Origin of the sequence: Marivita sp., from assembly GCF_048006345.1 — a bacterium.
Classification (GTDB): Bacteria; Pseudomonadota; Alphaproteobacteria; order Rhodobacterales; family Rhodobacteraceae; genus Marivita.
Genome location: NZ_CP180351.1, coordinates 2,846,211 through 2,867,667, shown reverse-complemented (window position 1 = coordinate 2,867,667; position 21,457 = coordinate 2,846,211). Strand labels below are relative to the sequence as shown.

Sequence of the window (21,457 nt, the reverse complement as noted above, 5' to 3'; positions counted from 1 at the left end):
GAAGAAGCAGGGGGACGCGCCCATGGCGACGGCATTGATCACACATGCGGAGTGTCTGGAGCATGTGACTCCGAATGGACATCCCGAGCGGGTGGCGCGGTTGGAGCATGTGTTGCACGCGTTGGAAGGTTTGGATTTGCGGCGCGAGACAGCGCCGTTGGTTGACCCCGCGCATCTGGCCTATGTGCATCCGCAAGCGCATGTAGATGCCATTGTCGCGGCGCAACCTGCCGAAGGGTTTCACCAGTTGGACGCCGATACATGGATTTCACCGGGCAGCGTAAACGCCGCTTTCCGGGCGGCGGGGGCTGTGGTCAAGGCGGTTGATCTGGTGCTGGACGATGAGGTTGGCAATGCGTTCTGTGCCATCCGTCCGCCTGGGCACCATGCGGAAACGTCTACGCCCATGGGGTTTTGCCTGTTCGGCAACGCGGCCATCGGGGCCAAGCATGCGCTTGAGGCGCATGGCCTGTCCCGTGTGGCGGTGGTGGATTTCGACGTGCATCATGGCAATGGCACGCAGGATCTGTTGTGGAACGAAGCGCGGGCGCTGACCATCACCAGCCAGCAGATGCCGCTGTGGCCGGGCACCGGTGATCCGTCGGAACGGGGCGCGCATGACAATGTGCTGAACGTGCCCTTGGCACCGCGATCAGGCGGGGCCGAGATGCGCGCGGCGTATGAGGCGCAGGTGTTCCCGCGTCTGCGGGCGTTCAAGCCAGAGTTGATCATACTCTCTGCTGGGTTTGACGCGCATCAGGATGATCCGCTTGCGGAATTGCAGTGGTCGACCGAAGATTTCCGCTGGCTCACCCGTCAGCTGTGCGCATTGGCGGCAGACCTGTGTGAGGGGCGCATCGTCTCGACTCTGGAAGGTGGCTATGATTTGTCTGCGCTCGCGGAAAGTGCGCGTGCGCATGTGGAAGAACTGATGGAGGCCGCGTCATGAGCGACACACCTGTGGACCAGATGAGCTTTGAGGCGGCGATGGCCGAACTTGAAAAGGTCGTGGGCCAGTTGGAACGCGGCGATGTGGCGCTGGAGGAATCCATTGCGCTTTACGAACGCGGGGCGGCGCTCAAGAAGCGCTGCGAGGCCAAGCTGAACGAAGCGCAGGAAAAGGTCGCGGCAATCACGCTGGACGCCGATGGCAAACCTACGGGCACCGCGCCCTTCGATCCCGAGTAAGCTGGTCCGATGTTTTCCGACGCGCTGCGCCGCGATGCTGCCCGGATCGGCGCACATCTCGACAAGGTTCTTGAGGGGCAGCCTGACCTGCCGGTGATCGAGGGCATGCGCTATGCTGTGGCGGGCGGCAAACGGCTGCGCGGGTTCCTTGTGCTTGAGGGCGCGCGTCTGCATAGCGTTCCCGAAGAGCAGGCCATCTGGCCTGCCGCCGCGATTGAGGCGATCCACGCCTACAGCCTTGTGCATGATGACCTGCCGTGCATGGATGATGACGATCTGCGGCGGGGTCTGCCGACCGTGCATCGCAAATGGGATGATGGGACAGCGGTTCTGGTGGGGGATGCGTTGCAGACCCTTGGGTTCGAACTGGTGCTGGACCCGGCCTGCCATGGCGACGGTGCGGTGCGGGCCGATCTGGCCCTGAGCCTTGCGCGGGCGTCGGGCCACAAGGGGATGGTGCTGGGGCAGGCGTTGGACATTCTCGCGGAAACCGCCGAGACGCCATTGACGCTGGACCAGATCACCGAGTTGCAGGCAGGAAAGACCGGAGCGCTGATCGTCTGGTCGGCGCAGGCGGGAGCGCGGCTGGCGCAGGCCGACCTCAAGCCTTTGACTGATTATGCCACTGCCCTCGGCCTCGCGTTCCAGATTGCCGACGATATTCTGGACGTTGAAGGCGACGAGACTACCGTTGGCAAGGCGGTGGGCAAAGACGCGGATCGGGGCAAGGCCACGTTTGTCTCTTTGCTGGGTCTCGACGGCGCAAAGCAGCGTGCCTCTCAACTGGTCGAAGCCGCCTGTGATGCCTTGTCGCCCTATGGCGCGCGGGCGCAAACCTTGAATGAGGCGGCGCAGTTCGTTATCTCGCGCGACACCTGATGCGACCCGGAGGCGCGGCATATGTCCTTTTCCACAGAGACCCCGCTTCTTGATACGGTCTCTTCCCCGGCCGACCTGAAACGGTTTTCCGATGCGCAGCTTGAGCAGGTGGCGGATGAGTTGCGGCGCGAGACCATCTCGGCGGTGTCGAAGACGGGTGGGCATTTGGGGGCGGGACTTGGCGTGGTCGAGTTGACCGTTGCCCTGCACGCGATTTTCGATGCGCCGCGCGACAAGATCATCTGGGACGTGTCGCACCAGTGTTATCCGCACAAGATCCTGACCGGGCGGCGCGATCGCATGGGCACGCTGCGGCAAGAGAACGGTCTGTCCGGTTTTACCAAACGGTCAGAATCTCCCTATGACCCCTTTGGCGCGGCACACAGTTCGACCTCGATCTCTGCGGCTTTGGGCTTCGCCGTGGCGCGCGATCTGGGCGGAAACTGCGACACCGGGCATGGGGATGCGATTGCGGTGATCGGCGATGGCGCGATGAGCGCGGGCATGGCCTATGAGGCGATGAACAACGCGGGCCATCTGAAGAAACGTCTGATCGTCATTCTGAACGACAACGAGATGAGCATCGCGCCGCCTGTGGGCGCGCTGTCCTCCTACCTCTCGCAGCTTTATGCGGGTGCGCCTTTTCAGGATTTGAAAGAGGCCGCGAAGGGGGCTGTAAGCTTTCTGCCCGAACCGTTCCGGGAAGGGGCGAAGCGGGCCAAGGATCTGCTCAAGGGTATGGCCGTGGGCGGTACTCTGTTCGAGGCTTTGGGTTTTTCATACCTCGGTCCGATTGACGGGCACGATCTGGGGCAGCTCCTGCCGGTGCTGCGGACGGTCAAGGACCGGGCGCATGGGCCTATCCTCATCCACGTCGTCACCAAGAAAGGCAAGGGCTATGGCCCGGCCGAGGAGTTTGCGGATCGCGGGCACGCGCGCGCCAAGTTTGACGTGATCACCGGAGAGCAGAAGAAAGCGCCGTCAAACGCGCCAAGCTACACCAAGGTGTTCGCAGATGCGCTGTTGCAGGAAGCGGCGGACGATCCGCTGGTCTGTGCGGTGACGGCTGCGATGCCCGATGGCACAGGGTTGGACCTGTTTGCCGAACGCTATCCGTCGCGGACGTTTGACGTGGGCATCGCTGAACAGCATGGCGTCACCTTCTGCGCCGGGCTGGCGGCAGGCGGAATGAAGCCGTTTTGCGCAATGTATTCGACCTTCCTGCAACGCGGGTATGACCAGGTGGTGCACGACGTGGCCATTCAGCGGCTTCCGGTGCGCTTTGCCATCGATCGGGCGGGTTTGGTCGGTGCCGATGGGGCGACCCATGCAGGCACCTACGACGTGGCCTATCTGGCGAACCTTCCGGGGTTTGTCGTCATGGCAGCGGCCGATGAGGCGGAGCTGAAGCATATGGTTGCGACAGCGGTGGCGCATAATGACGGCCCCATCGCGTTCCGCTATCCGCGCGGCGAGGGGCGCGGGGTGGATATGCCCGAGCGGGGCGAAATTTTACCGATTGGTAAAGGGCGGATGATCCGTGAAGGCAGCCGCGTCGCGATCCTGTCTTTCGGCACCCGTCTGGGCGAAGTCCTGACTGCGTGTGAGGCGCTTGAGGCCAAGGGGATCAGCCCGACTGTTGCCGATGCCCGTTTTGCCAAGCCGCTGGATCGTGACCTCATCCTGAAACTGGCGGCGGATCATGAGGCGCTCATCACCATCGAGGAAGGCGCGATCGGTGGCTTTGGCAGTCACGTCGCGCAGTTGCTGGCCGACGAAGAGGTGTTCGACCACGGGCTCAAGTTCCGGTCGATGGTGCTGCCCGATATCTTCATCGATCAGGCCAGCCCGCAGGCGATGTACGATGTCGCCGGGATGAACGCCGAACATATCGAGAAGAAGGTTCTCGACGTGCTTGGCGTGGCATCGATTGGCAAGCGGGCCTAGAAAATCCCCGTAATCAGGGCGACGACGACGGCAAGCGACAATCCAAGGACTGCATATCCGCCGATCAGAACATAGCCATCGCGCACCATGAGCGCGAAGGCGATCAGCGCAACGCCCGTTGCGCTGACCGAGGTGAACATCGGCAGGATTTCGAGGAACGGCCAGGTCGCTGCGACGACCATAACGGCCAGCAACGCAATCCTGTCCATCGGTGCTGCAGTCAGAAAGCGCAGCCGGTGACGGCTGTTCCGGTCCAGCCAGGCGGCGGGCTTGCGGAGATAGTTGACCGCACGTTTCAGTTGCGAGCCACTGAGCCGCCGGCTTGCAAGAAACCTGGGCAGCCAGAGATGGTCACGACCAAAGAACGACTGAATCGAGATCGTGAGGATGACCAGCCCGCCAATGGTGGGCATGAGCGGAATGATCGAAAGGGGCGACACAAGGATCAGCGCTGGCACCAGAAGGGCTGCGCCGAAAGACCGTGCGCCGACCCGGTCGAGCATCTCTTGAATCGTCAGCCCCTCATGGGCGTCATGATGCTGGGTCTCGGCCCCGGTGGCGGGGTTTTCGGGATCAAGCGTGTCAAGAAGGGTGGTCAGGGATCGTGGAGCGCCCTCGTTGGGAGTCACGGTCCAGCCTGCTCTTCTGCAAGAATTGCCGCGAGACCGGCTTTGTAATCCGGGTATTTCAGCGCGACACCAAGGTCCGCTTTGATCCGGTCGTTCCGAACCCGTTTACTTTCGGCGTAGAAACTGCGCGCCATCGGCGACAGCTCGGCTTCGTCGAACGGCAATTCCGGGGGCGCATCGACACCCAGCAGCGTCGCGGCATGGAGGATCACGTCCTGCGGCGGGGCAGGGTCGTCATCGCACAGGTTGTACGCCGTGCCCGGTTTGGTGTGCAGCATCGATGCTTCTAGCACCTGCGCGATGTCTTCGACATGGATGCGGCTGAACACCTGACCGGGTTTGATGATGCGGCGGGCGGTTCCGTCGCGGACCTTGGAGAACGGGCCGCGTCCGGGGCCGTAGATGCCAGCAAGCCGGAAGATATGCAGCGGCAGGTCTGGAATTGCGGCCCATGCCGCCTCGGCACGTACGCGGCGGCGGCCACGTTCAGTGGCCGGGGTCAAGGGCGCGCTTTCATCCACCCAATCACCTTGCGCATCCCCGTAAACGCCCGTGGTCGAGAGGTAGCCGACCCAATCAAGCCGCTTGGCCTGTGCGGCGATATCCGCCCTGAGCAGAGCCAGCGTCGGGTCGCCATCTTCGGTCGGGCCAGCGGACACAAGCACATGGCTCGCGTTTTCGAGCCATGGCAGGATCGCATCACGGTCCCACAGAAGAGGTGTGATCCCTTGGGCATGAAAGTCTTTGAATTTGTCGAGGTCGCGCGTTGTCCCCGCGATTTTCCAGCCCTTCGGCAGGAGACGCCGGGCGAGGAATGCCGCGCTGTACCCGTGACCAAGAGAAAGTAATGTGTAATCCATGAAGTGAAATTGGTACAGATAAACCCAAAACCAAGTGGGTCAGCCGCCGACCCACACAAATTTTAACGTTCAAGACGCGTAATCGGATCCCTCGGCATCCAGAATTTTTTTCAGCTCGGATAGATGGCGCGCATCCTGCTCGGGGTAGCCCTCAAGTTCCCGAGCGGTTTTTTCCGCGATTTCATCGGACAGAACCTTGAGCGGCTGTCCGGTTTGAAGCGCGCGAATGTACGTTTCGGCGGCGCGTTCGAAATAGTAGAGCCGGTTGAACGTATCGGCCACGCTGTCGCCGATCACCATGACGCCATGGTTGCCCATGATCATCACCTTCTGTTTCGGATCGGTGAAGAGCTGTGCGCAGCGTTCGCCCTCGTCCTCGAAGGCAAGGCCGCCATACTGCGTGTCGATCACATAGCGGTTGAAGAAGGTGGCGCAATTCTGGTCGATGGGCGGCAGACGCGGGTCTTGCAAACAGGCCAGCACGGTTGCGTGGATCGAATGCACATGCATGGCGCAGCGCGCATGCGGACAATGGCGGTGCAATCCGCCATGCAGGCCCCAGGCGGTCGGGTCGGGAGCGTTCGGCCCGTTGAGCGTTTCGGGATCGTTGGCATCCACGACCAGCAGGTCGCTCGCCTTGATGCGCGAAAAGTGCATCTGGTTCGGGTTCATTAGGAACCGGGTGCCGTCATCATTGATCGAAAGGCTGAAATGGTTGGCAACGCCCTCGTGCATGTTGAGCCGCGCCGTCCACCGGAAAGAGGCTGCAAGATCAACGCGTTCCTGCCAATGCTCGATATTGGGGGCGAGTTGCGTGACAGACATGTGGGCCTCCTGTTGTTGCGGCCAGAGCATGCGTTTCACAGTCTAAAGTCAAGCGGTCTATGCGATTGTCAGAGCGGGCGCGATGGCACCCATGCGTATCCATCGGCACAGAGCAAATAACATTCGCGCAGGCCGTGAGGTTTGTCTGTCGGTGGCTGGAGCACTGTGAAACCGTTCTCTTCGGCCATTTCAGCGGCGCGATCCGGGTCGGTGTCGTAGAGCCGGATTTCCAGACCTGCGCCCCGCGGCGGCAGTTCCGGCAGAAGGCCAAGCAGAGGGTTGCTGCCGTAAGTGGCATCGGAATGGACCTGAAACACCTGATCGCCATAGCGCAGGATAGCGAAGTCATCGGACAGCCGGTGTGCTGTCATTCCGAACACAGTGCAAAGCTGCGTCACCATGCGGCGAACATCCCGTGTCAGCAGATTGAGGCCGATCCCGCGAAGGCTGGCGCCGAAGGCACCGGCGGACACTGTTTCGTAGTCCATCCGTACTTTCCAAATTCCGGTGATTGCGGGCAGCTTGATCCCGTGCCATTGACCTGTCAACCTGCGCCCAAGGCAGGACAAGACCCAAGAAAGGCTGTGCATGCAGGACCGTTCGATCAATCTCGACATTCTGACACCGGACGTCCCGGCACCCCGAAGGTTCGAAGATGCCAAGGCCGCGGTCGATCGACTTTGCGAGCTGTATGATATGTCCACGCGGTTCCTGTGCGACAGTTTTCGGACCGCGATGCAGCAGGGTCATCCCGGTGTGCGCTATCGTGCGTTTTACCCCGAAGTTCGGATCACGACGACGACCTTTGCCAAGGTGGACAGCCGTTTGAGCTTTGGCCATGTTGCACATCCGGGGACTTATGCCGCGACGATCACGCGCCCCGATCTGTTCCGGCATTACCTTGAACAGCAATTGTCCCTGTTGATGGAAAATCACAATGTTCCGGTCGAGGTTGGGGTGTCCGACACGCCGATGCCGGTGCATTTCGCGGTGGCCAATGACGCAGCCATCTCGGTGCCGCAGGAGGGTGCAGCCGACTTCATCCTGCGCGACGTGTTTGACGTGCCGGATTTGGCGACGACGAACGACGATATCGTCAACGGCGTGGCCAAACCCGCGCCGGACGGTACGGAACCGTTGGCGCCCTTCACCGCGCAGCGAGTGGATTATTCGCTCGCGCGCCTGTCGCATTACACGGCGACCGATCCGCATCATTTCCAGAACCATGTTCTGTTCACCAACTACCAGTTCTACGTGGCCGAGTTCGAAGCCTATGCGCGGGCTCAGTTGGCCGATCCGAACAGCGGCTACACAAGTTTCGTCAGCACCGGGAATGCCGAGATTTTCGACGCGGACGCACCGTTGCCTGCGGTCGACAAGATGCCCCAGATGCCGACCTATCACCTGAAGCGCAAAGGCGGGGCCGGGATCACTTTGGTGAATATCGGGGTGGGGCCATCGAACGCCAAGACGGCGACCGACCATATCGCGGTGTTGCGACCCCATGCGTGGCTGATGGTTGGCCATTGCGCGGGTCTGCGCAATTCGCAAAGCTTGGGCGACTTCGTGCTGGCTCATGCCTATCTGCGTGAAGATCGGGTGCTGGATGACGATCTGCCCGTCTGGGTGCCGATCCCGGCGCTGGCTGAAATCCAGATCGCATTGGAGCGCGCGGTTGCCGCGGAAACGCAGCTCGAAGGCTATGACCTCAAACGCATCATGCGGACGGGGACGGTGGCCAGCGTGGACAACCGCAACTGGGAACTGCGTGACCAGCGCGGCCCTGTGCAGCGTTTGAGCCAGAGCCGGGCGATTGCGCTCGACATGGAAAGCGCCACGATTGCTGCCAATGGGTTCCGGTTCCGCGTGCCCTATGGCACGCTGCTTTGCGTCAGCGACAAGCCGTTGCATGGCGAATTGAAGCTGCCCGGCATGGCGTCGGATTTCTACAAGACGCAGGTGGCGCGGCACCTGATGATCGGCATTCACGCCATGGAACACCTGCGCGAGATGCCCCTGGAACGCATCCACAGCCGGAAGCTGCGCAGCTTTGAGGAAACCGCGTTCCTCTAGGCGATTCTGTCTTTCCGACGCCGAATGTCGGTTTTGCCCTGATGCAGGGTCAATAAACCTGCGGAAATCGGCCAAAAAAGCTGAAAAACGTGAGGGAAAGCCCTACCAACCGTTGTGTTTCCCCTCAATATACGGTTAGTTTTTGCACACGAGGCCCAAGATCGGGCAGTTAAGGAGACCACGAAATGGCGAAACCAATGACCAAGACCCAGCTTGTGGCCGCTCTGGCCGAAGAAATGGGCAGCGACAAGAAAACAGCCGGAGCCGCACTGGACGCAGTAACCAGCATCATCACCAAGGAAGTTGCAGGCGGCGGTGCCGTCACAATCCCGGGTGTTGGCAAGATCTACTGCCGCGAGCGCCCCGAGCGCATGGTCCGCAACCCGGCCACCGGCGAGCAGTTCAAGAAAGAAGCCGACAAAGTGGTCAAGATGACCATTGCGAAGGCCCTCAAGGACAGCGTGAACGGCTGATCCGACCTCCGGACTTACCTGAAAGGCCGCTCGTTCGAGCGGCCTTTTGCGTTCTTGTTATCAGGTTCTCGGCTCGCCTGGCGCGCTGTGCTCCTGGTGCAGGGCAGCGTCGAGTTCGGACTGCTCGATCCCGTCGTTCTTCCAGAGCGGCACTCCTGTGGACACCACCGACCTGCCGATCATATGCGCACCGATGGGCGCGGTCAGCAGAAGGAACAGCACCACGGCGATCGCCCGGATGATGATGTCCGATGTTCCGAAGAACACCGCGCAGCAGACCATGATCATTCCGCAGGCCAGCGTGCCGATCTTGGTCGAGGCGTGCATCCGCAAGAGCACGTCCGGCAGGCGCACAAGTCCAATCGCGCCAATCACGGCGAAGAACCCGCCGAGGATAATCAGGGACCCGGTTATGATCTCAATCATCGGATGTCCTTTCTCTGGACCGCTCGGTGTTGCGTTCGGCAAAGCGCGCCAGTGCAACGGTGGCAAGGAAACCGACCAAGGCCAGGACCAAGGCGACGTCAAGGAACGCGCTTGTGCCGTAGCGTATGGCGGCCAGACCGCAAAAGGCGACGATCGCGACGGTCATGAAGTCGAGTGCAACGACGCGGTCTTGAAGGCTTGGCCCCTTGATCAGGCGGACAAAAGCCAGCACGACCGAGAACACGACGCACATGAAGCCGATCTCAAGGCTGATTTCGAGAAACCCATCCATCACGCGCCCTCCACGGCATCAATCACCCAACGCTCCATCCCGTCTTTGAGACTTTTGCGCAGGGCATCGGGGTCATCGGCAAACATCGCATGCACCAGCAGCGTCTTGCGGTCCTCGCTCACATCAAGGCTGAGTGTGCCGGGCGTCAGCGAGATCAGGTTCGTGACAAGCAGAATGCCGGTGTCGGTTTTCACATCCAATGGCACCTCGATGATTGCGGGGCGCGCGCGGTGTTTTGGCGTCAGCACGTCCATGGCGACGGCAAAGCTCGACACGATCAGTTCATAGTGGAACATGATCACCAGTTTGACCCATGCGGTAACACGCCGGAAATAGGTGCTTGTTCCAATCAGGGGTTGGATCAGCCAGAGCGCGCCGTAGCCGATCACGAACCCGGTGATCAGACCGACAAGGGACACAGAGCCGGTGAAGGCGACCCACGCGATGGCGAGGATGATGTTCAGTCCAAAGGTGTTCATGGCTGCTCTCCCAAAACGGCCGTGATGTAGGCTGTCGGGTCAAGAAGTTGCGCGGCAGAAGCTTCGGCGAATTGCACGAAAGGTTCAGGCATGACGCCGATCATCACGGTCAGCACAGCGAGCCCCGCAATCGGGATCAGCATCGCGGCGCGGTCGCGGTTGCTGAGCGATGACAGTTTCGGCTCGATCCCGTCGGGATGCGGTTCCCAGAACGCCTGCGCCCAGATCTTGGTCATCGAATAGATGGTGAGGAGGCCAACGGCAAGCGCGATGCCCGCGATGATCCAGCCCTGCACGTCGAGCGCCGCCTTCACCAGCAGGAACTTGGCCCAGAAGCCCGAGAGCGGCGGGAAGCCCGCGAGTGAGAATGCTGGGACCACGAAGAGCACGGCCAGAAGGGGCGCGGATTTGTACAGGCCGCCGATCCGCGACAGCTCGGTTCCGCCTGCGATGCGCTGGGCGACGCCCGCGATCAGGAACAGGTTCGCCTTCACCACGATGTGGTGCACGAGGTAGAACACCGCACCAACGATGGCGAGCGGGGTCAGCAGCGCTAGGCCAAGGATCATGTAGCCGATCTGGCTCACGATGTGGAACGACAGGATCTTGCGCATGTCGGATTGTGCGGCCGCGCCCAGAACGCCAACGACCATGGTCAAGCCCGCGACCCAGAGCAGGATCGTGTGCGTAAAGGCGGTGTCATGGTCGAACACCAGCGTGAACATCCGCAAGAGGGCGTAGACGCCGACCTTGGTCAGCAGTCCTGCGAACACCGCAGAGACCGAAAACGCGGGGGTGTGGTAGGAGGCCGGCAGCCAGAAGAAAAGCGGAAACACCGCTGCCTTTACGCCGAATGCGATCATGAACAGCACGGCGACGATGGTCAGCAGGCGCTGGTCAGCGCCGTCCACGGCACTGGCGAGGTCGGCCATGTTGAGCGTGCCGGTCATGCCGTAAAGCAGGCCAATGCCGGTCAGGAACATGATCGTGGACACAAGGTTCAAAGCCACGTATTTCACGCCACCGTCGATCTGCTCGGGCCGTCCGCCCAGCACCAGAAGGCCGAAGGACGCGATCAGCATCACTTCGAACCAGACATAGAGGTTGAAAAGGTCACCGGTGATGAACGCGCCGACCACACCTGCGATCAGCATGTTGAAGAGGGCGTGATAACCCAGACGCTCCATCCCTTCGTCGACATCGGCGATGGCGTAGATCGACACGGCCACTGCGACGATGGCGGTGATCAGGACCATCACGGCGGACAGAAGATCGGCCACCAGCGTGATCCCGAACGGCGCGGGCCAGTTGCCCATCTGCCCGGCGATCACGCCTTCGCGCAGAACCGTCGCCATCAGGACGATGGAGGCCACCAGCAGGACAGTCGATCCCGCCACGGAAATCCAGCGACCCAAGGGGCTTTGCCGCGTCAGGAAGGCAAGGACGGCCGTCAGGAACGGGATGACGACGGGAAGTGCAAGAAGCCAGCTCACTTAGGTGCCTCTTCGGGTTCGGCCAGGCGCATGTCGTCTGGCGTCAGGGAATTCAGGGTGGTCCACGCGCGGAAGACCAGCACGATGGCAAAGGCAAAAAGGCCAAAGCCAATCACGATGGCAGTCAGCACAAGCGCCTGTGGCAGGGCGTTGGCCGCGATTGCAGGGGCATCCGCGCCTTCAGGGATCAAGGGCGGTGCGCCATCGGTGAGGCGGCCCGAGACAAAGATCGTCAGGTTCGCCGCGTTCGAGATCAGCACAAGGCCGAAGATGAACCGCAGGAGGTGGTTCGACAGCATCAGATAGACCGCTGATGCGACCAGAACGCCGATGGTGATGGCAAAGAGAAACTCCATCAGATTTCCTCCTCCATGGCGAAGACAAGGGTGAGGATCGACCCGAAAACCACAAGATAGACGCCGATGTCGAAGACCAGCACAGACGACAGGGGCAGACCCTTGTCGGTCTCGGTTGCGCCGATGAACAGCCATTGCCCGGTGAAGAGCGCATCGCCGAAGAGCGCTGCAAACAACCCGGCGGCAAGGGCGATGCCCAGTCCCCAGATCGCGATGGTCTGTGGCATCACACGCAGCGCCGCGCGGGCGTCTTGTGTGCCGCAGGCGATGGCGTAGAGGACAAAGCCGGTGGCCCCGGTCAGCCCGCCGATGAAGCCGCCACCGGGTTCGTTATGGCCGCGCAGCATCATGTAGAACGAGAACACAAGCAGCAGACCGGCAAGGTAACGCGTGCCGACGCGCAGGATGACGGAATTCATTTCTGGTCTCCTTTGCGTGTTGTGCGCAGCAGCGCGTAAGCCGACAGGGCGGCGATGACGACCACCGCGATTTCGCCGAACGTGTCGAGCGCGCGGAAGTCGACGAGGATGACGTTGACGATGTTGCGGCCATAGGCTTCGGGCCAGCTTGTCGCTTCGAAATAGTCGGTCAGGCGCAGGTCAAGCGGGCTGGACACCACCGCGATCAGGATCAGCGAGACAGACGCACCGACAGCCACGGACAGCGCCGCGTGGTTCAAGCGGAACTCGGCTTTGGGCATCGACGGCAGGCGCAGCATCACCACAGCCACCAGCACCACCACCAGCGTTTCGACCAGAAGCTGCGTGATCGCCACGTCAGGTGCGCTGAACACGATAAAGATCATCGCGATCCCGATGCCGACCACGCCAAGGGCAGCGATGCCTGCGATGCGCGAGTTGGTGACCAGCGCGAGCAGCGCACCGGAGATGGTCAAAAGGGCGATGGATGTGTGCTTCCATTCCACATCAGACAGATCGACGGCGATCATCGGCATACCCGTGTAAACCAGCGTCAGCAGGATACCTGCCGCGATGGTCAGGAACGTGCCGAAGAGATAGGTCGAGAGTTTGCCGTTTTGCACAAGCTGGGTTTGCCATTTTGCAAATCCCTTGAGCCCGTCCAGGAAGCTGTCCCATCCCTTGTCGAGGTTTGGAATGGATTGGAACCCCCGCTCCAGCAGCGCGCGCAGTTGAACGTGACGCCAGTAGAACAGCAGGCCAAGCACAAAGGTCGCGATGCTGAGGAACAAGGGGATATTGATCCCAGCCCAAAGCTTCAGTTCTTTCGCCTCACCGATTTCGCCGGTCAGCGAAATCACGGTCGGGTTGATCAGCGCGACTTGCAGCAGGTCGGGGTAGATGCCGAAGATCGCGCCAAGGCTGGCAAGGATGATCGGACCAACCCACATCTGCCAAGGTGCCTCGCGGGGGGATTGTCCGGAGGGCACGCTGCCCTGCCAGAACGGGCGGAAGGCAACGACACCGGCCACGGCGAGCATGAGCGCGTTCGACAGGAGCGCCGCACCGGCCACAAACAGAGGCTCGGAAGCCACAGCGATTGCGCCTGCGTATTTCAGTTCCTTGCCGATGAAGCCAAGGAACGGCGGGAAGCCTGCCATCGACAAGGCGGCCAAGGCTGCGGCGACAGCGGTGATCGGCATGATCCGTCCCAAACCGCCCAATTGGTCGGTCTCGCGCGTGCCGGTGGAGAGGTCAATGCAGCCGACAACAAGGAAGAGCGACGCCTTATAGAGCGAATGCACGATCAGGAAGGTCGCGAAGGCGGTCATGGCGTAGCCAAACTCCTGCCCCAGAAAGAGCGTGAGTGTGCCGAGCGCCATGAGTGTCGTGTAAGCCAGCGCCTGCTTGAGGTCGGTTTGGCGCAGCGCAAGCAGGCTGGCAAAGACGGCCGTCACCGCACCGAGGATCGTCAGCGTCCAGAGCCAGACATCTGTGCCGGACATCGCCGGGTGCATCCGCGCCATGACATAGACGCCTGCCTTAACCATCGTGGCCGAGTGCAGGAACGCGCTGACGGGCGTGGGTGCTGCCATCGCGTTGGGCAGCCAGAAGTGGAACGGCACCTGCGCGGATTTGGTGAAGGTGCCCGCCAGCAGCAGGATCAGGATCGGCAGGTACATGGCGTGCTCTTTGAGCGCGCTGCCCTGTGCGATGATGCCGGAAATGCTGGTTGTGCCGGACGCTGCGGCCAAAAGGATCAACCCGGCGAGGAAGGCCAGCCCGCCCGCGCCAGTGACAAACAGCGCTTGCAACGCGTTGCGACGGCTTTTCTCGGTCTCGTGCGAAAAGCCGATCAGCATGTAGGAGGTGAGCGTGGTCAGTTCCCAGAAGACGAACAGCAGGATCAGGTCATCGGCCAGCACTAGCCCGAGCATCGACACCATGAAGGCGGTCAGAAACAACGCGAACCGGGCATATTGCGGGTGCCCGGCGAGGTAGGTGTTGGAATAGAGCAGCACGAGCGTGCCGATGCCCGAAATGAGCAACGAGAAGGTGAGGCTGAGTCCGTCCACCAAGAAGGCCAGTTCGATGCCCAAAGAAGGGACCCATGGGATCGAGACCCGAATGATCTCGGTCGCGGCGATGGTTGGCACCATGGACGCGAACCAGGCAAAGAGCGCCGCCGCAAAGATGACCGGGACAATCCCGGTCAGCCCGTTGCCGCGCGTGTCGGTTGGAAATCCGCCAGCCATCAGTGGAGTCCTCCTGCGGGTCCAGCGCCGATCGGAGTGACGAAGCCGGGGGCTTTCGCGGTCAGGACCGAGCAACTGACATGGTTTAGAATGGTTTCTGCGGTGTCGCCGATGAACAATCCGGCAACCCCTGTTCGGGTCAGCGTGCCCATGACGATGGTGTCGATGCTTTCGGCGGTCACATGTTCGGGGATCACGTCGCCCGCAACCCCCTTGATGTGCAGAACGCGCATGATGTCGTCATAGTCCGAGAAGCCAGCGACAAGGTCCTGCAACCTTGATTTGCTGTCGTCCTGTGCCTTGGCGACAAGGCGGTCGATGTCTTCCTCGGGGATATTGGCCAATCCATGTCGCAGCGTGGCTTCTTCCTGGAGGCGCCAGACATTCATCACGTCAAGCTTGGCTCCGTCATTGCGGGCCAAAGACGTGGCAAGCTCCATGATCATGCGGTTCAGGCTGTCGCGGTTCGGGTCGGTCGGATCAGGGTCAACGGCAACCAGAATGCGTTTGGCTTGTGGTTCAGAGGCTGCGTTCAGCACCCAGATCGGACAGGGGCATTTGCGCAAGAGATGCATATCTGCGCCGGGCAGGAACCGCCGCCCCGCAGCGCGATGCGCCCCCTTGATGACGATGTCATGCCCGTGCCGCAGGACTTGCCGGATGATTTCGATGAACGGCGTGCCGATCAGAAGCTTCGTTTCGACCGCGATCCCATGATTGCGCAGGGCTTGGGCACGGTCTTCAAGCTTCATGCGATGAACGGCAATCACCGTTTCACCGATCTCTGAATTGCCGAGGCCGGGGATCATGGCAAACAGGCGCGACACGTCATTTGAGCCACCGCTGTCAATGGTGGAGACCATCGTGACACGGGCCTCATTGAGGGCCGCAAGCCAAATCACGCGCTCCAACGCAAGTTCATATGCGCTGTGTTCATCACACACGAAAAGAATGTTCTCGAACCTGTGCACGTCTGCGCGCTCCCTCACCCATGGAACGAGATAGGGCGCGTTTCTCATTGACCAAATCGAAAATAATCGCCTAATTGATAGAAATTAACTATCAAGAGCGATGACGTGCCGAGCCTGCAGCAACTTCGATATCTCGTGGCGGTCGCGGACCAGCTCCATTTCAGACGTGCGGCGGAATCCTGCAATGTGACCCAGCCGACGCTGAGTGCTCAGATCAAAGAGCTGGAGATGCGATTGGGTACGAGCCTTGTTGAACGCAGTCGGTCGAAAGTGATGATGACCCCGGCGGGCAAGGAGATCGCAGAGCGTGGGCGGCGCATCCTGCGGGAAGTGGCCGAAATCCACACCATCGCCAAATCTGGGCAAAGCGTGTTGAGTTCGGTTATCCGGATTGGTGTGGTTCAGACAGTCGGATCGTACTTCCTGCCGCTGGTGATCCCGGATTTGCATCAGGAATACCCAAAACTTGGCCTTTATATCCGGGAAGGCTTGCCGGATGTTCTGTTGCGCAGTCTGGAGGATGGCGCGCTGGACCTGCTCTTCTTTCCATTGCCGGTCAACCGGGTTGAACTTGATAGCCTTTCCCTGTTCCGTGAACCGATCCAAGTGGTGATGCCGTGGGACCACCGCTTGGCGCAAGAGCCCGAAATCGACCCTGTCATGCTGCGCGGAGAGACCATTCTTTCGCTGGAACCGGGACACAGGCTGCACGAACTGGTGCGATCCATCTCGGAAGACTATGGTGTGGACCTGTCGCATGATTACGAAGGCACCAGCCTTGATACGCTTCGGCAGATGGTGGCGACAGGCATGGGATTGTCACTGATGCCCGCGCTCTACGTGAAATCCGAAGTGGCGCATCAGGATATCGTTGTCGCGCGGCCGTTCCGCGGAACCGCACCGTCGCGCACCATCGGGATGGTCTGGCGCAAGGGAACCTCGCGCGAAAAGGAATTCCGGCTGTTGTCGGCTTTCATCTGTCGATCGCTCACGGCACGCGCACCCGAGATCACCGTCTTGGGTGACGTGTCGCGTTGATCAGCTCAGGCGTATTTCAGCAGCTTTTCGACCGTCTTGTTCCGTCGTTTCTGTGTCGACTGGGCATTTGTGCCCCATTCCTGCTTGTCCCCCAGCGAGGCGGGTGCTTCGAAATCGAACGGAACCTTGGATAAATCCTTGTTCATCATCTCGATCAATTCAAACACCGGCTCGGATGCGCGGCGGCGCTTTTCCGAGAACTGAAGAGACAAGGCGATCAATCGGCGACTGTTGTACGGCGACATGTAGAAGTTTCGCCAGAGTGCCGGGAAGGACGAGCCAATCGAGGCGTTGGAAAAAACCTCAAGGAACATGAAGTCTGCGGCCTTTTCCATGGCGGCATCCGGCAAAGTCGATTGCCACGCGACGAAATCTTCGCGGAACCGATCCGCGATCGTGCTGCTGAAGTCAGAGCGCGGCACGATAAACAAGCGTTCGATTTGCCAATCCGGATCACGCCATTCGGATTCCGGACGGAAGACATAGACCGCCCGAAGCAGGTCAGTCTGATGTCCGCGCAGGATCACGTTGCCTTCTGGGACGCCATGGATCACGCCATTCTGGTACTCTTTGGGCGGTGACGCAGGTGCCCCGAATGTGAGTTCGTAGGCATGCCGATTCAGGCGGACTTCGCGGCGTGCGATGCCGAAATCCCGTTTGTCGTGGATTTCATGTTCGACATTGCAGACGCGGCACAACTCTGCCGCGATGGCGGCATCGCGCCGGGTCGCGTAGTTGTTGATGTGGGTGTAGAACTGCTTGATCTTGCTTCGATGTTCCCCTGCGAAGGCGAGTATCAACCGACTGTCCATGCCGCCGGAAACAGGCAGGGAGCAGGGATAAGCCTCTGCAATCGCGCCAATATTGGCGCGGGCGGTTTCGATGATTTCGCGGTAGACCGTGGTCGGGTCTTCGGCTTCGGGTGTGAAGCTGACATCGCGCGGCCAGAAGCGTTTGGATTCGAGCGTCGTCAGATCAAGGTAATGGTTCGGGTTCAGCCGGTGCACGTCTTTGTCGGCGGTGTGAAACAGCGTCAGCCTGCCGCCAAGGTCGCGGATCACGTCGAAATCGTATTTCGGGTGAGGCCGCAGCGGCCTCTTGATGGCGAGCATCGTCGACGAGGCAACATATCCGTCTTCAGGATTGTAGACCGCGCCGATCATACCGACAGGGTCGGTGTAAAGCCGCGGACCACCCGATGCATCGACGACAAATGCATAGCGGCCTGCCGCATCATTGAGCCATGTCTCGAAACGGGTCCAGAAGCTCTTGGTGGTTTTCCTGAAGGGCAGTTTGAGCGTTTCCGGCGTCTCCAGCGCGTCCATTCCGACAGCGATACCAAGCACATAACCGATCTTCGAGCCAGCTGCGTCGCGCAGTTCGCGCAGCGGTAAATCCCTGCCGGTATACAGTTTCAGATCGCCGATCGTGCTTTCTTCAAAGCCCTCAATCGCCTCAGTTGATCGCGAAATGACGTATTGGTACCGGAACCGCTCGGCAAATTGCCCATACCGATAGCTCCACAGTTCTTGTGCCTGAAACATAGCCTGCTGCCGCCAATATTATTTTTCTTGAATAGTGGCACAGTGATTCGTTTGGCGAAACAGTATTTTCGATGGCACAGGTCAATGCTGAGGAGCTGTGCATTTTCTCCCACGAAGTTAGTGCTCTCGAGTGATATGCTGCCAACCTCAACAACATCTGAAAAGTGTCGAGCACTTAGCTATAGCCGGCGAAGGTTCAATATCTCCAACCGCTGTTCTGTGTCACTGTGCTGATTGCACCGTTGCCCGCTGTACAAAGCTTGGCGGACTCATAGCTTTCCCAAACAAGTTGATCCTCGAATCGGATGGCGAGCCCCAAATCGACTGTAGATTCGGCTGGGATCGGTGTAAGCGAGCCGAGGAAATCTCGCACAGCCCCAAGGCTTCTAATCGACAGGTTTATGCCACCGCCCGGCGGAGCCACGCCACGGCCTTTCTGGAAGGCGGGGTCTTCTTGCAGTCTGTTGTTTTCGATGATTCCTGTAGTTTGGCTTCGAAACCGCTGCACAGCTCCTTTGGTATGCGCAAACCCATCGGGCTCCATGAAGTGGACGACGCCGTCAACGCCCCACGAAAATTGTTTGCCAAGTACTGTAATCTTACTTCCGTTCTTTGCGGGGATGTCCTTAATTTGAAGCCAAAGGCCGCCGTTGAAGTTGACAAAGCGCCAAGAGAGCGGGACGCAGGCCCAAGCTGACATCGCCCCTACTTCGTAAACTTCCTGCCATTCGTACCAGATGCCAGCGCCAATACCCGCACCGACGGGCGTGCCGAACATAAATAGAGACGGAGTGGAATTTGATGGTGCGAAATCGCCAGTGATCGAGTTGATGAAGACTTTCCCGCGCTCGGTACCAAGAAAGGCTTTTAAATCTACTATGGTTTGAATCTTGTTCAACGAAGCAACGCCGTTTGCCACAGCTTCCCCGGCGCGACCGCCTAGTTTCGCGAGTTCTCCAAAACGACCGCCAAGATCGGCGGCAAAGTCGAAACCGCTTCCCGTCACTGCCTCAAGATCTTTTGGGGATCCAACCCCGGTCATCAAAGCAAAAGAGACGCCGCAACTGGCGTGAAGCGCTGCCCCCATTCGCACCCCGCCTACCGCGCAAGATACCGAATTGTTCAAGTGTTCAAGGTTCAAGAATTGTAGGATGTATCCTGCTTTTCCGTAAAGAACGGAGGCACCACCGCCGATAGCGATGCCCAGCCACGTCTTATTCAACATCAATATCTCGCCTTGGAAAAATTCGATAAAACACCAAAAAGCTAACGAGAGCGTGTTATCGAGTCCAGTCCCTATTTAGGGCACCGAAATAAGGTTTGAAATACCAATGGCCGGAGATGGCTGAAATCAAACATATGTTGGAATTTGGTGGAGCCTAGGGGGATCGAACCCCTGACCTCTTGCATGCCATGCAAGCGCTCTCCCAGCTGAGCTAAGGCCCCGTTAGTGCGCGTTCAATTACGCAAAGCCGGGGGCGGGATCAAGCGTGATTCCGCCCCTTTTGCAGAAATTAATCGTCGTCGTTACCTGCGACATCCGCGATGTCGTCAAGTGAGACGTTGTCGTCTTCATCGTCCTCGAGAACGTCATCGTCATCGAGATCGACATCAACATCGTCATCTTCCAGAACATCGACGTCATCGGTGTCGTCCAGGTTGGACTTGCTCTGGCGGTCTTCGGCGTCTGCCGCGATCATGCGGGTCTTGCCTGTGTCAATCTCGACCACTTCGCCGGTATACGGGCTGATGATCGGAGTGGCGTTCAGGTCATAAAAGCGTTTGCCGGTGGTCGGGCAAACACGTTTGACGCCCCATTCTTCCTTGGGCATGGGTCATCCCCTTTATTGCGTGGTCATATCGACAATCTGCGCCAACTGCCATAACACCGAACCGGTGTCAAAGGCTTTAGGGCGCAGAGGTCATCGAGCGGCATATGGGCGTCACAACCTTTCCCGGCAACCCCGAAATTCCCTTGAAACTTCGGAAGAACGCGCGTGCCCGCCGCATGACGCTGCGGATCTCCAGAGTCGATGGGGGAGTGACCCTGACCGTGCCGCGTGGTGTTTCAGAACGCGAGGCTTTGGCCTTTGCCGCAGAAAAGCGCGACTGGGTCATGGGGCATCTATCGAAACGGGCCGGCCCCGCGCTTGTCGGGCCCGGTGACCGGCTGGATGTAGGCGGGCAATCGTTTGAAATTGTTGCGGGGTCGGCACGGCGTCTGCTGGTGGCGGATGGCAGGATCACCCTGCCTGCCCCGGTCGAGACCGGGCGTATTCACCTGCAAGCGTGGCTCAAGGAGCAGGCGCGGATCGCGCTGACCCGAGCGTCCGATCACTATTCCGAGCGGTTGGGCCTTCGGTACACCCGGCTGACGCTGCGCGACACGCGGTCCCGTTGGGGCTCGTGTTCGTCAGCAGGCGCACTGATGTATTCTTGGCGTTTGATCCTCGCGCCGAGATTCGTGCTTGATTATGTGGCGGCGCATGAAGTTGCGCATTTGAAGGAAATGAACCACTCGGCCAATTTCTGGCGCGTGGTCGATCAGCTTTATGGCCCACATCACGATGCGCGTGCATGGCTGCGGCAAGACGGCCCGAAGCTGCATCGCTTCCGGTTTGGTGCTTGACCCATTCCACAGCTGTGATCACAGTTCAGTATGAGCGTCCTGACCCGCCCCACGGAACCAACCCTGTCCGCACATGACCGCGTCTATCGCGGTCTGCGGAACCGGATCATGTTTGGTCAGATGTCTCCTGGTGAACAGCTGACCCTGCGCGGCGTTGCGCGGGAGTTCGATGTGTCGATGACGCCCGCGCGTGAAGCGTTTCAGCGGCTGGTCGCGGAAGGAGCCTTGTCGATGTCGGCTTCGGGGCGGGTGTCGACGCCTGAACTGTCGAACGACAGGATCGAGGAACTTGCCGCGTTGCGCGCCCTGATCGAAGTGGAACTGGCGAGCCGCGCCCTGCCGCGCGCCCATCTGGCCCTGATCGACCGGTTGCAGGCGATCAACGGGACGATTTCGGACGCGATCTCGAACCGGGATGCCGTGGGCTACATCCGGACAAATCTGGACTTTCACCGGACCTTGTATCTGCGGGCGCAAGCCCCGGCGATGCTGGCCATGGCCGAACAGGTCTGGTTGCAGCTTGGCCCCACGATGCGGGCGCTTTATGGGCGGTTGCGGCGGACGGAAGCGCCACAATATCACAGGTTGATCGTAGCGGCGCTGAAGGCCGGGGATGAACCCGGCCTTCGCTTGGCGGTTCGGTCAGACGTGACCCAAGGTCTGCGCCTACTGACCGGATAA

The 21,457-nt window shown here is 60.1% G+C and carries 24 protein-coding genes and 1 tRNA gene; 9 read left to right on the top strand and 16 right to left on the bottom strand.

The features are described 5' to 3' along the window. Positions 1-22 precede the first annotated feature (22 nt). The 4 genes from ACMVPR_RS14075 to dxs are packed head-to-tail and all read left to right on the top strand — an operon-like array spanning position 23 to position 4,014. Positions 23-949, top strand: coding sequence for a histone deacetylase family protein (locus tag ACMVPR_RS14075; protein WP_416883388.1), 927 nt, complete (start codon positions 23-25; stop codon positions 947-949). Next, the gene (locus ACMVPR_RS14070) at positions 946-1,188 is read left to right on the top strand and encodes an exodeoxyribonuclease VII small subunit (RefSeq protein WP_292264536.1); all 243 of its coding nucleotides are present in this window, start codon (positions 946-948) and stop codon (positions 1,186-1,188) included. Before ACMVPR_RS14075 ends, ACMVPR_RS14070 begins: the two co-directional genes overlap by 4 nt. Before the next feature lie 9 nt (positions 1,189-1,197). After that, a complete protein-coding gene (locus ACMVPR_RS14065; protein ID WP_416883387.1) occupies positions 1,198-2,067 on the top strand; it encodes a polyprenyl synthetase family protein in 870 nt (289 codons plus the stop codon). 21 nt (positions 2,068-2,088) lie between these two features. Continuing rightward, entirely contained in the window at positions 2,089-4,014 is a 1,926-nt protein-coding gene (gene dxs / locus ACMVPR_RS14060; RefSeq protein ID WP_416883386.1) for a 1-deoxy-D-xylulose-5-phosphate synthase, read from the top strand. Here dxs and ACMVPR_RS14055 read toward each other — a convergent pair. The 4 genes from ACMVPR_RS14055 to ACMVPR_RS14040 all read right to left on the bottom strand — a co-directional run bounded on the left by ACMVPR_RS14055 (position 4,011) and on the right by ACMVPR_RS14040 (position 6,816). After that, positions 4,011-4,643 carry an exopolysaccharide biosynthesis protein gene (locus tag ACMVPR_RS14055; protein ID WP_416883385.1) on the bottom strand — a complete coding sequence of 211 codons (633 nt, stop codon included), beginning with the start codon at positions 4,641-4,643 and terminating at the stop codon, positions 4,011-4,013. The two genes, dxs and ACMVPR_RS14055, sit on opposite strands and share 4 nt — an antisense overlap. Beyond that, positions 4,640-5,503: an SDR family oxidoreductase gene (locus ACMVPR_RS14050; protein ID WP_416883384.1), complete on the bottom strand. Its 864-nt coding sequence runs from the start codon at positions 5,501-5,503 to the stop codon at positions 4,640-4,642. The genes ACMVPR_RS14055 and ACMVPR_RS14050 overlap by 4 nt, the downstream gene beginning before the upstream one ends. 69 nt (positions 5,504-5,572) lie before the next feature. Beyond that, positions 5,573-6,328, bottom strand: coding sequence for a class II aldolase and adducin N-terminal domain-containing protein (locus tag ACMVPR_RS14045; RefSeq protein ID WP_416883383.1), 756 nt, complete (start codon positions 6,326-6,328; stop codon positions 5,573-5,575). Between the two features lie 68 nt (positions 6,329-6,396). Next, on the bottom strand, positions 6,397-6,816 hold the full coding sequence (locus ACMVPR_RS14040; RefSeq protein ID WP_416883382.1) for a VOC family protein: 420 nt from the start codon (positions 6,814-6,816) through the stop codon (positions 6,397-6,399). A gap of 100 nt (positions 6,817-6,916) precedes the next feature. Between ACMVPR_RS14040 and ACMVPR_RS14035 the strand changes: the two genes are divergently transcribed. Continuing rightward, positions 6,917-8,401: an AMP nucleosidase gene (locus tag ACMVPR_RS14035; protein ID WP_416883381.1), complete on the top strand. Its 1,485-nt coding sequence runs from the start codon at positions 6,917-6,919 to the stop codon at positions 8,399-8,401. A gap of 185 nt (positions 8,402-8,586) precedes the next feature. Next, complete coding sequence (locus ACMVPR_RS14030) at positions 8,587-8,874, top strand: HU family DNA-binding protein (protein WP_292264528.1); 288 nt, start codon at positions 8,587-8,589, stop codon at positions 8,872-8,874. Between the two features lie 60 nt (positions 8,875-8,934). Here ACMVPR_RS14030 and mnhG read toward each other — a convergent pair whose 3' ends face one another. The 8 genes from mnhG to ACMVPR_RS13990 are packed head-to-tail and all read right to left on the bottom strand — an operon-like array spanning position 8,935 to position 15,565. Then, complete coding sequence (gene mnhG, locus ACMVPR_RS14025) at positions 8,935-9,300, bottom strand: monovalent cation/H(+) antiporter subunit G (protein WP_416883380.1); 366 nt, start codon at positions 9,298-9,300, stop codon at positions 8,935-8,937. Then, complete coding sequence (locus ACMVPR_RS14020) at positions 9,293-9,592, bottom strand: monovalent cation/H+ antiporter complex subunit F (RefSeq protein ID WP_416883379.1); 300 nt, start codon at positions 9,590-9,592, stop codon at positions 9,293-9,295. Before ACMVPR_RS14020 ends, mnhG begins: the two co-directional genes overlap by 8 nt. Next, positions 9,592-10,071, bottom strand: coding sequence for a Na+/H+ antiporter subunit E (locus ACMVPR_RS14015; protein WP_416883378.1), 480 nt, complete (start codon positions 10,069-10,071; stop codon positions 9,592-9,594). The genes ACMVPR_RS14020 and ACMVPR_RS14015 overlap by 1 nt, the downstream gene beginning before the upstream one ends. Then, a complete protein-coding gene (locus tag ACMVPR_RS14010) occupies positions 10,068-11,564 on the bottom strand; it encodes a Na+/H+ antiporter subunit D (RefSeq protein ID WP_416883377.1) in 1,497 nt (498 codons plus the stop codon). The genes ACMVPR_RS14015 and ACMVPR_RS14010 overlap by 4 nt, the downstream gene beginning before the upstream one ends. Continuing rightward, positions 11,561-11,920, bottom strand: coding sequence for a Na+/H+ antiporter subunit C (locus tag ACMVPR_RS14005; protein ID WP_416883376.1), 360 nt, complete (start codon positions 11,918-11,920; stop codon positions 11,561-11,563). The genes ACMVPR_RS14010 and ACMVPR_RS14005 overlap by 4 nt, the downstream gene beginning before the upstream one ends. Continuing rightward, positions 11,920-12,339 carry an MnhB domain-containing protein gene (locus ACMVPR_RS14000; protein WP_416883375.1) on the bottom strand — a complete coding sequence of 140 codons (420 nt, stop codon included), beginning with the start codon at positions 12,337-12,339 and terminating at the stop codon, positions 11,920-11,922. The genes ACMVPR_RS14005 and ACMVPR_RS14000 overlap by 1 nt, the downstream gene beginning before the upstream one ends. After that, the gene (locus ACMVPR_RS13995; RefSeq protein WP_416883374.1) at positions 12,336-14,594 is read right to left on the bottom strand and encodes a putative monovalent cation/H+ antiporter subunit A; all 2,259 of its coding nucleotides are present in this window, start codon (positions 14,592-14,594) and stop codon (positions 12,336-12,338) included. The genes ACMVPR_RS14000 and ACMVPR_RS13995 overlap by 4 nt, the downstream gene beginning before the upstream one ends. Further along, positions 14,594-15,565, bottom strand: a complete 972-nt coding sequence (locus ACMVPR_RS13990; RefSeq protein WP_416883373.1) for a universal stress protein — start codon at positions 15,563-15,565, stop codon at positions 14,594-14,596. The genes ACMVPR_RS13995 and ACMVPR_RS13990 overlap by 1 nt, the downstream gene beginning before the upstream one ends. A 105-nt stretch (positions 15,566-15,670) precedes the next feature. Here ACMVPR_RS13990 and ACMVPR_RS13985 point away from each other — a divergent pair, with 105 nt between their 5' ends. Continuing rightward, positions 15,671-16,603 (top strand): hydrogen peroxide-inducible genes activator, encoded by a 933-nt coding sequence (locus tag ACMVPR_RS13985; RefSeq protein WP_292264518.1) that lies wholly within the window; start codon positions 15,671-15,673, stop codon positions 16,601-16,603. Between the two features lie 5 nt (positions 16,604-16,608). On the opposite strand, the gene ACMVPR_RS13980 is transcribed toward ACMVPR_RS13985, so the two are convergent. The 4 genes from ACMVPR_RS13980 to ACMVPR_RS13965 form a co-directional block, all read right to left on the bottom strand. Further along, positions 16,609-18,147: an asparagine synthase-related protein gene (locus tag ACMVPR_RS13980; RefSeq protein ID WP_416883372.1), complete on the bottom strand. Its 1,539-nt coding sequence runs from the start codon at positions 18,145-18,147 to the stop codon at positions 16,609-16,611. A 196-nt stretch (positions 18,148-18,343) separates the two neighbouring features. Beyond that, entirely contained in the window at positions 18,344-19,372 is a 1,029-nt protein-coding gene (locus ACMVPR_RS13975) for a hypothetical protein (protein ID WP_300588675.1), read from the bottom strand. A gap of 145 nt (positions 19,373-19,517) precedes the next feature. Next, positions 19,518-19,593, bottom strand: a tRNA-Ala gene (locus tag ACMVPR_RS13970). 68 nt (positions 19,594-19,661) lie between these two features. Then, positions 19,662-19,979: a TIGR02300 family protein gene (locus tag ACMVPR_RS13965; RefSeq protein WP_292264228.1), complete on the bottom strand. Its 318-nt coding sequence runs from the start codon at positions 19,977-19,979 to the stop codon at positions 19,662-19,664. Positions 19,980-20,083: 104 nt separating this feature from the next. Here ACMVPR_RS13965 and ACMVPR_RS13960 point away from each other — a divergent pair, with 104 nt between their 5' ends. Next, the gene (locus ACMVPR_RS13960; protein WP_416883371.1) at positions 20,084-20,776 is read left to right on the top strand and encodes a M48 family metallopeptidase; all 693 of its coding nucleotides are present in this window, start codon (positions 20,084-20,086) and stop codon (positions 20,774-20,776) included. 30 nt (positions 20,777-20,806) lie between these two features. After that, complete coding sequence (locus ACMVPR_RS13955; RefSeq protein ID WP_085628340.1) at positions 20,807-21,457, top strand: GntR family transcriptional regulator; 651 nt, start codon at positions 20,807-20,809, stop codon at positions 21,455-21,457.

Excerpts from the sequence above, each read along its gene's own strand:
- ACMVPR_RS14075 (WP_416883388.1), top strand. The coding sequence starts at position 23 with ATGGCGACGGCATTGATCACACATGCGGAGTGTCTGGAGCATGTGACT.
- ACMVPR_RS14070 (WP_292264536.1), top strand. The coding sequence starts at position 946 with ATGAGCGACACACCTGTGGACCAGATGAGCTTTGAGGCGGCGATGGCC.
- ACMVPR_RS14065 (WP_416883387.1), top strand. The coding sequence starts at position 1,198 with ATGTTTTCCGACGCGCTGCGCCGCGATGCTGCCCGGATCGGCGCACAT.
- dxs (WP_416883386.1), top strand. The coding sequence starts at position 2,089 with ATGTCCTTTTCCACAGAGACCCCGCTTCTTGATACGGTCTCTTCCCCG.
- ACMVPR_RS14050 (WP_416883384.1), bottom strand. The coding sequence starts at position 5,503 with ATGGATTACACATTACTTTCTCTTGGTCACGGGTACAGCGCGGCATTC.
- ACMVPR_RS14045 (WP_416883383.1), bottom strand. The coding sequence starts at position 6,328 with ATGTCTGTCACGCAACTCGCCCCCAATATCGAGCATTGGCAGGAACGC.
- ACMVPR_RS14040 (WP_416883382.1), bottom strand. The coding sequence starts at position 6,816 with ATGGACTACGAAACAGTGTCCGCCGGTGCCTTCGGCGCCAGCCTTCGC.
- ACMVPR_RS14035 (WP_416883381.1), top strand. The coding sequence starts at position 6,917 with ATGCAGGACCGTTCGATCAATCTCGACATTCTGACACCGGACGTCCCG.
- ACMVPR_RS14030 (WP_292264528.1), top strand. The coding sequence starts at position 8,587 with ATGGCGAAACCAATGACCAAGACCCAGCTTGTGGCCGCTCTGGCCGAA.
- mnhG (WP_416883380.1), bottom strand. The coding sequence starts at position 9,300 with ATGATTGAGATCATAACCGGGTCCCTGATTATCCTCGGCGGGTTCTTC.
- ACMVPR_RS14020 (WP_416883379.1), bottom strand. The coding sequence starts at position 9,592 with ATGGATGGGTTTCTCGAAATCAGCCTTGAGATCGGCTTCATGTGCGTC.
- ACMVPR_RS14015 (WP_416883378.1), bottom strand. The coding sequence starts at position 10,071 with ATGAACACCTTTGGACTGAACATCATCCTCGCCATCGCGTGGGTCGCC.
- ACMVPR_RS14005 (WP_416883376.1), bottom strand. The coding sequence starts at position 11,920 with ATGGAGTTTCTCTTTGCCATCACCATCGGCGTTCTGGTCGCATCAGCG.
- ACMVPR_RS14000 (WP_416883375.1), bottom strand. The coding sequence starts at position 12,339 with ATGAATTCCGTCATCCTGCGCGTCGGCACGCGTTACCTTGCCGGTCTG.
- ACMVPR_RS13995 (WP_416883374.1), bottom strand. The coding sequence starts at position 14,594 with ATGGCTGGCGGATTTCCAACCGACACGCGCGGCAACGGGCTGACCGGG.
- ACMVPR_RS13980 (WP_416883372.1), bottom strand. The coding sequence starts at position 18,147 with ATGTTTCAGGCACAAGAACTGTGGAGCTATCGGTATGGGCAATTTGCC.
- ACMVPR_RS13975 (WP_300588675.1), bottom strand. The coding sequence starts at position 19,372 with ATGTTGAATAAGACGTGGCTGGGCATCGCTATCGGCGGTGGTGCCTCC.
- ACMVPR_RS13965 (WP_292264228.1), bottom strand. The coding sequence starts at position 19,979 with ATGCCCAAGGAAGAATGGGGCGTCAAACGTGTTTGCCCGACCACCGGC.
- ACMVPR_RS13960 (WP_416883371.1), top strand. The coding sequence starts at position 20,084 with ATGGGCGTCACAACCTTTCCCGGCAACCCCGAAATTCCCTTGAAACTT.
- ACMVPR_RS13955 (WP_085628340.1), top strand. The coding sequence starts at position 20,807 with ATGAGCGTCCTGACCCGCCCCACGGAACCAACCCTGTCCGCACATGAC.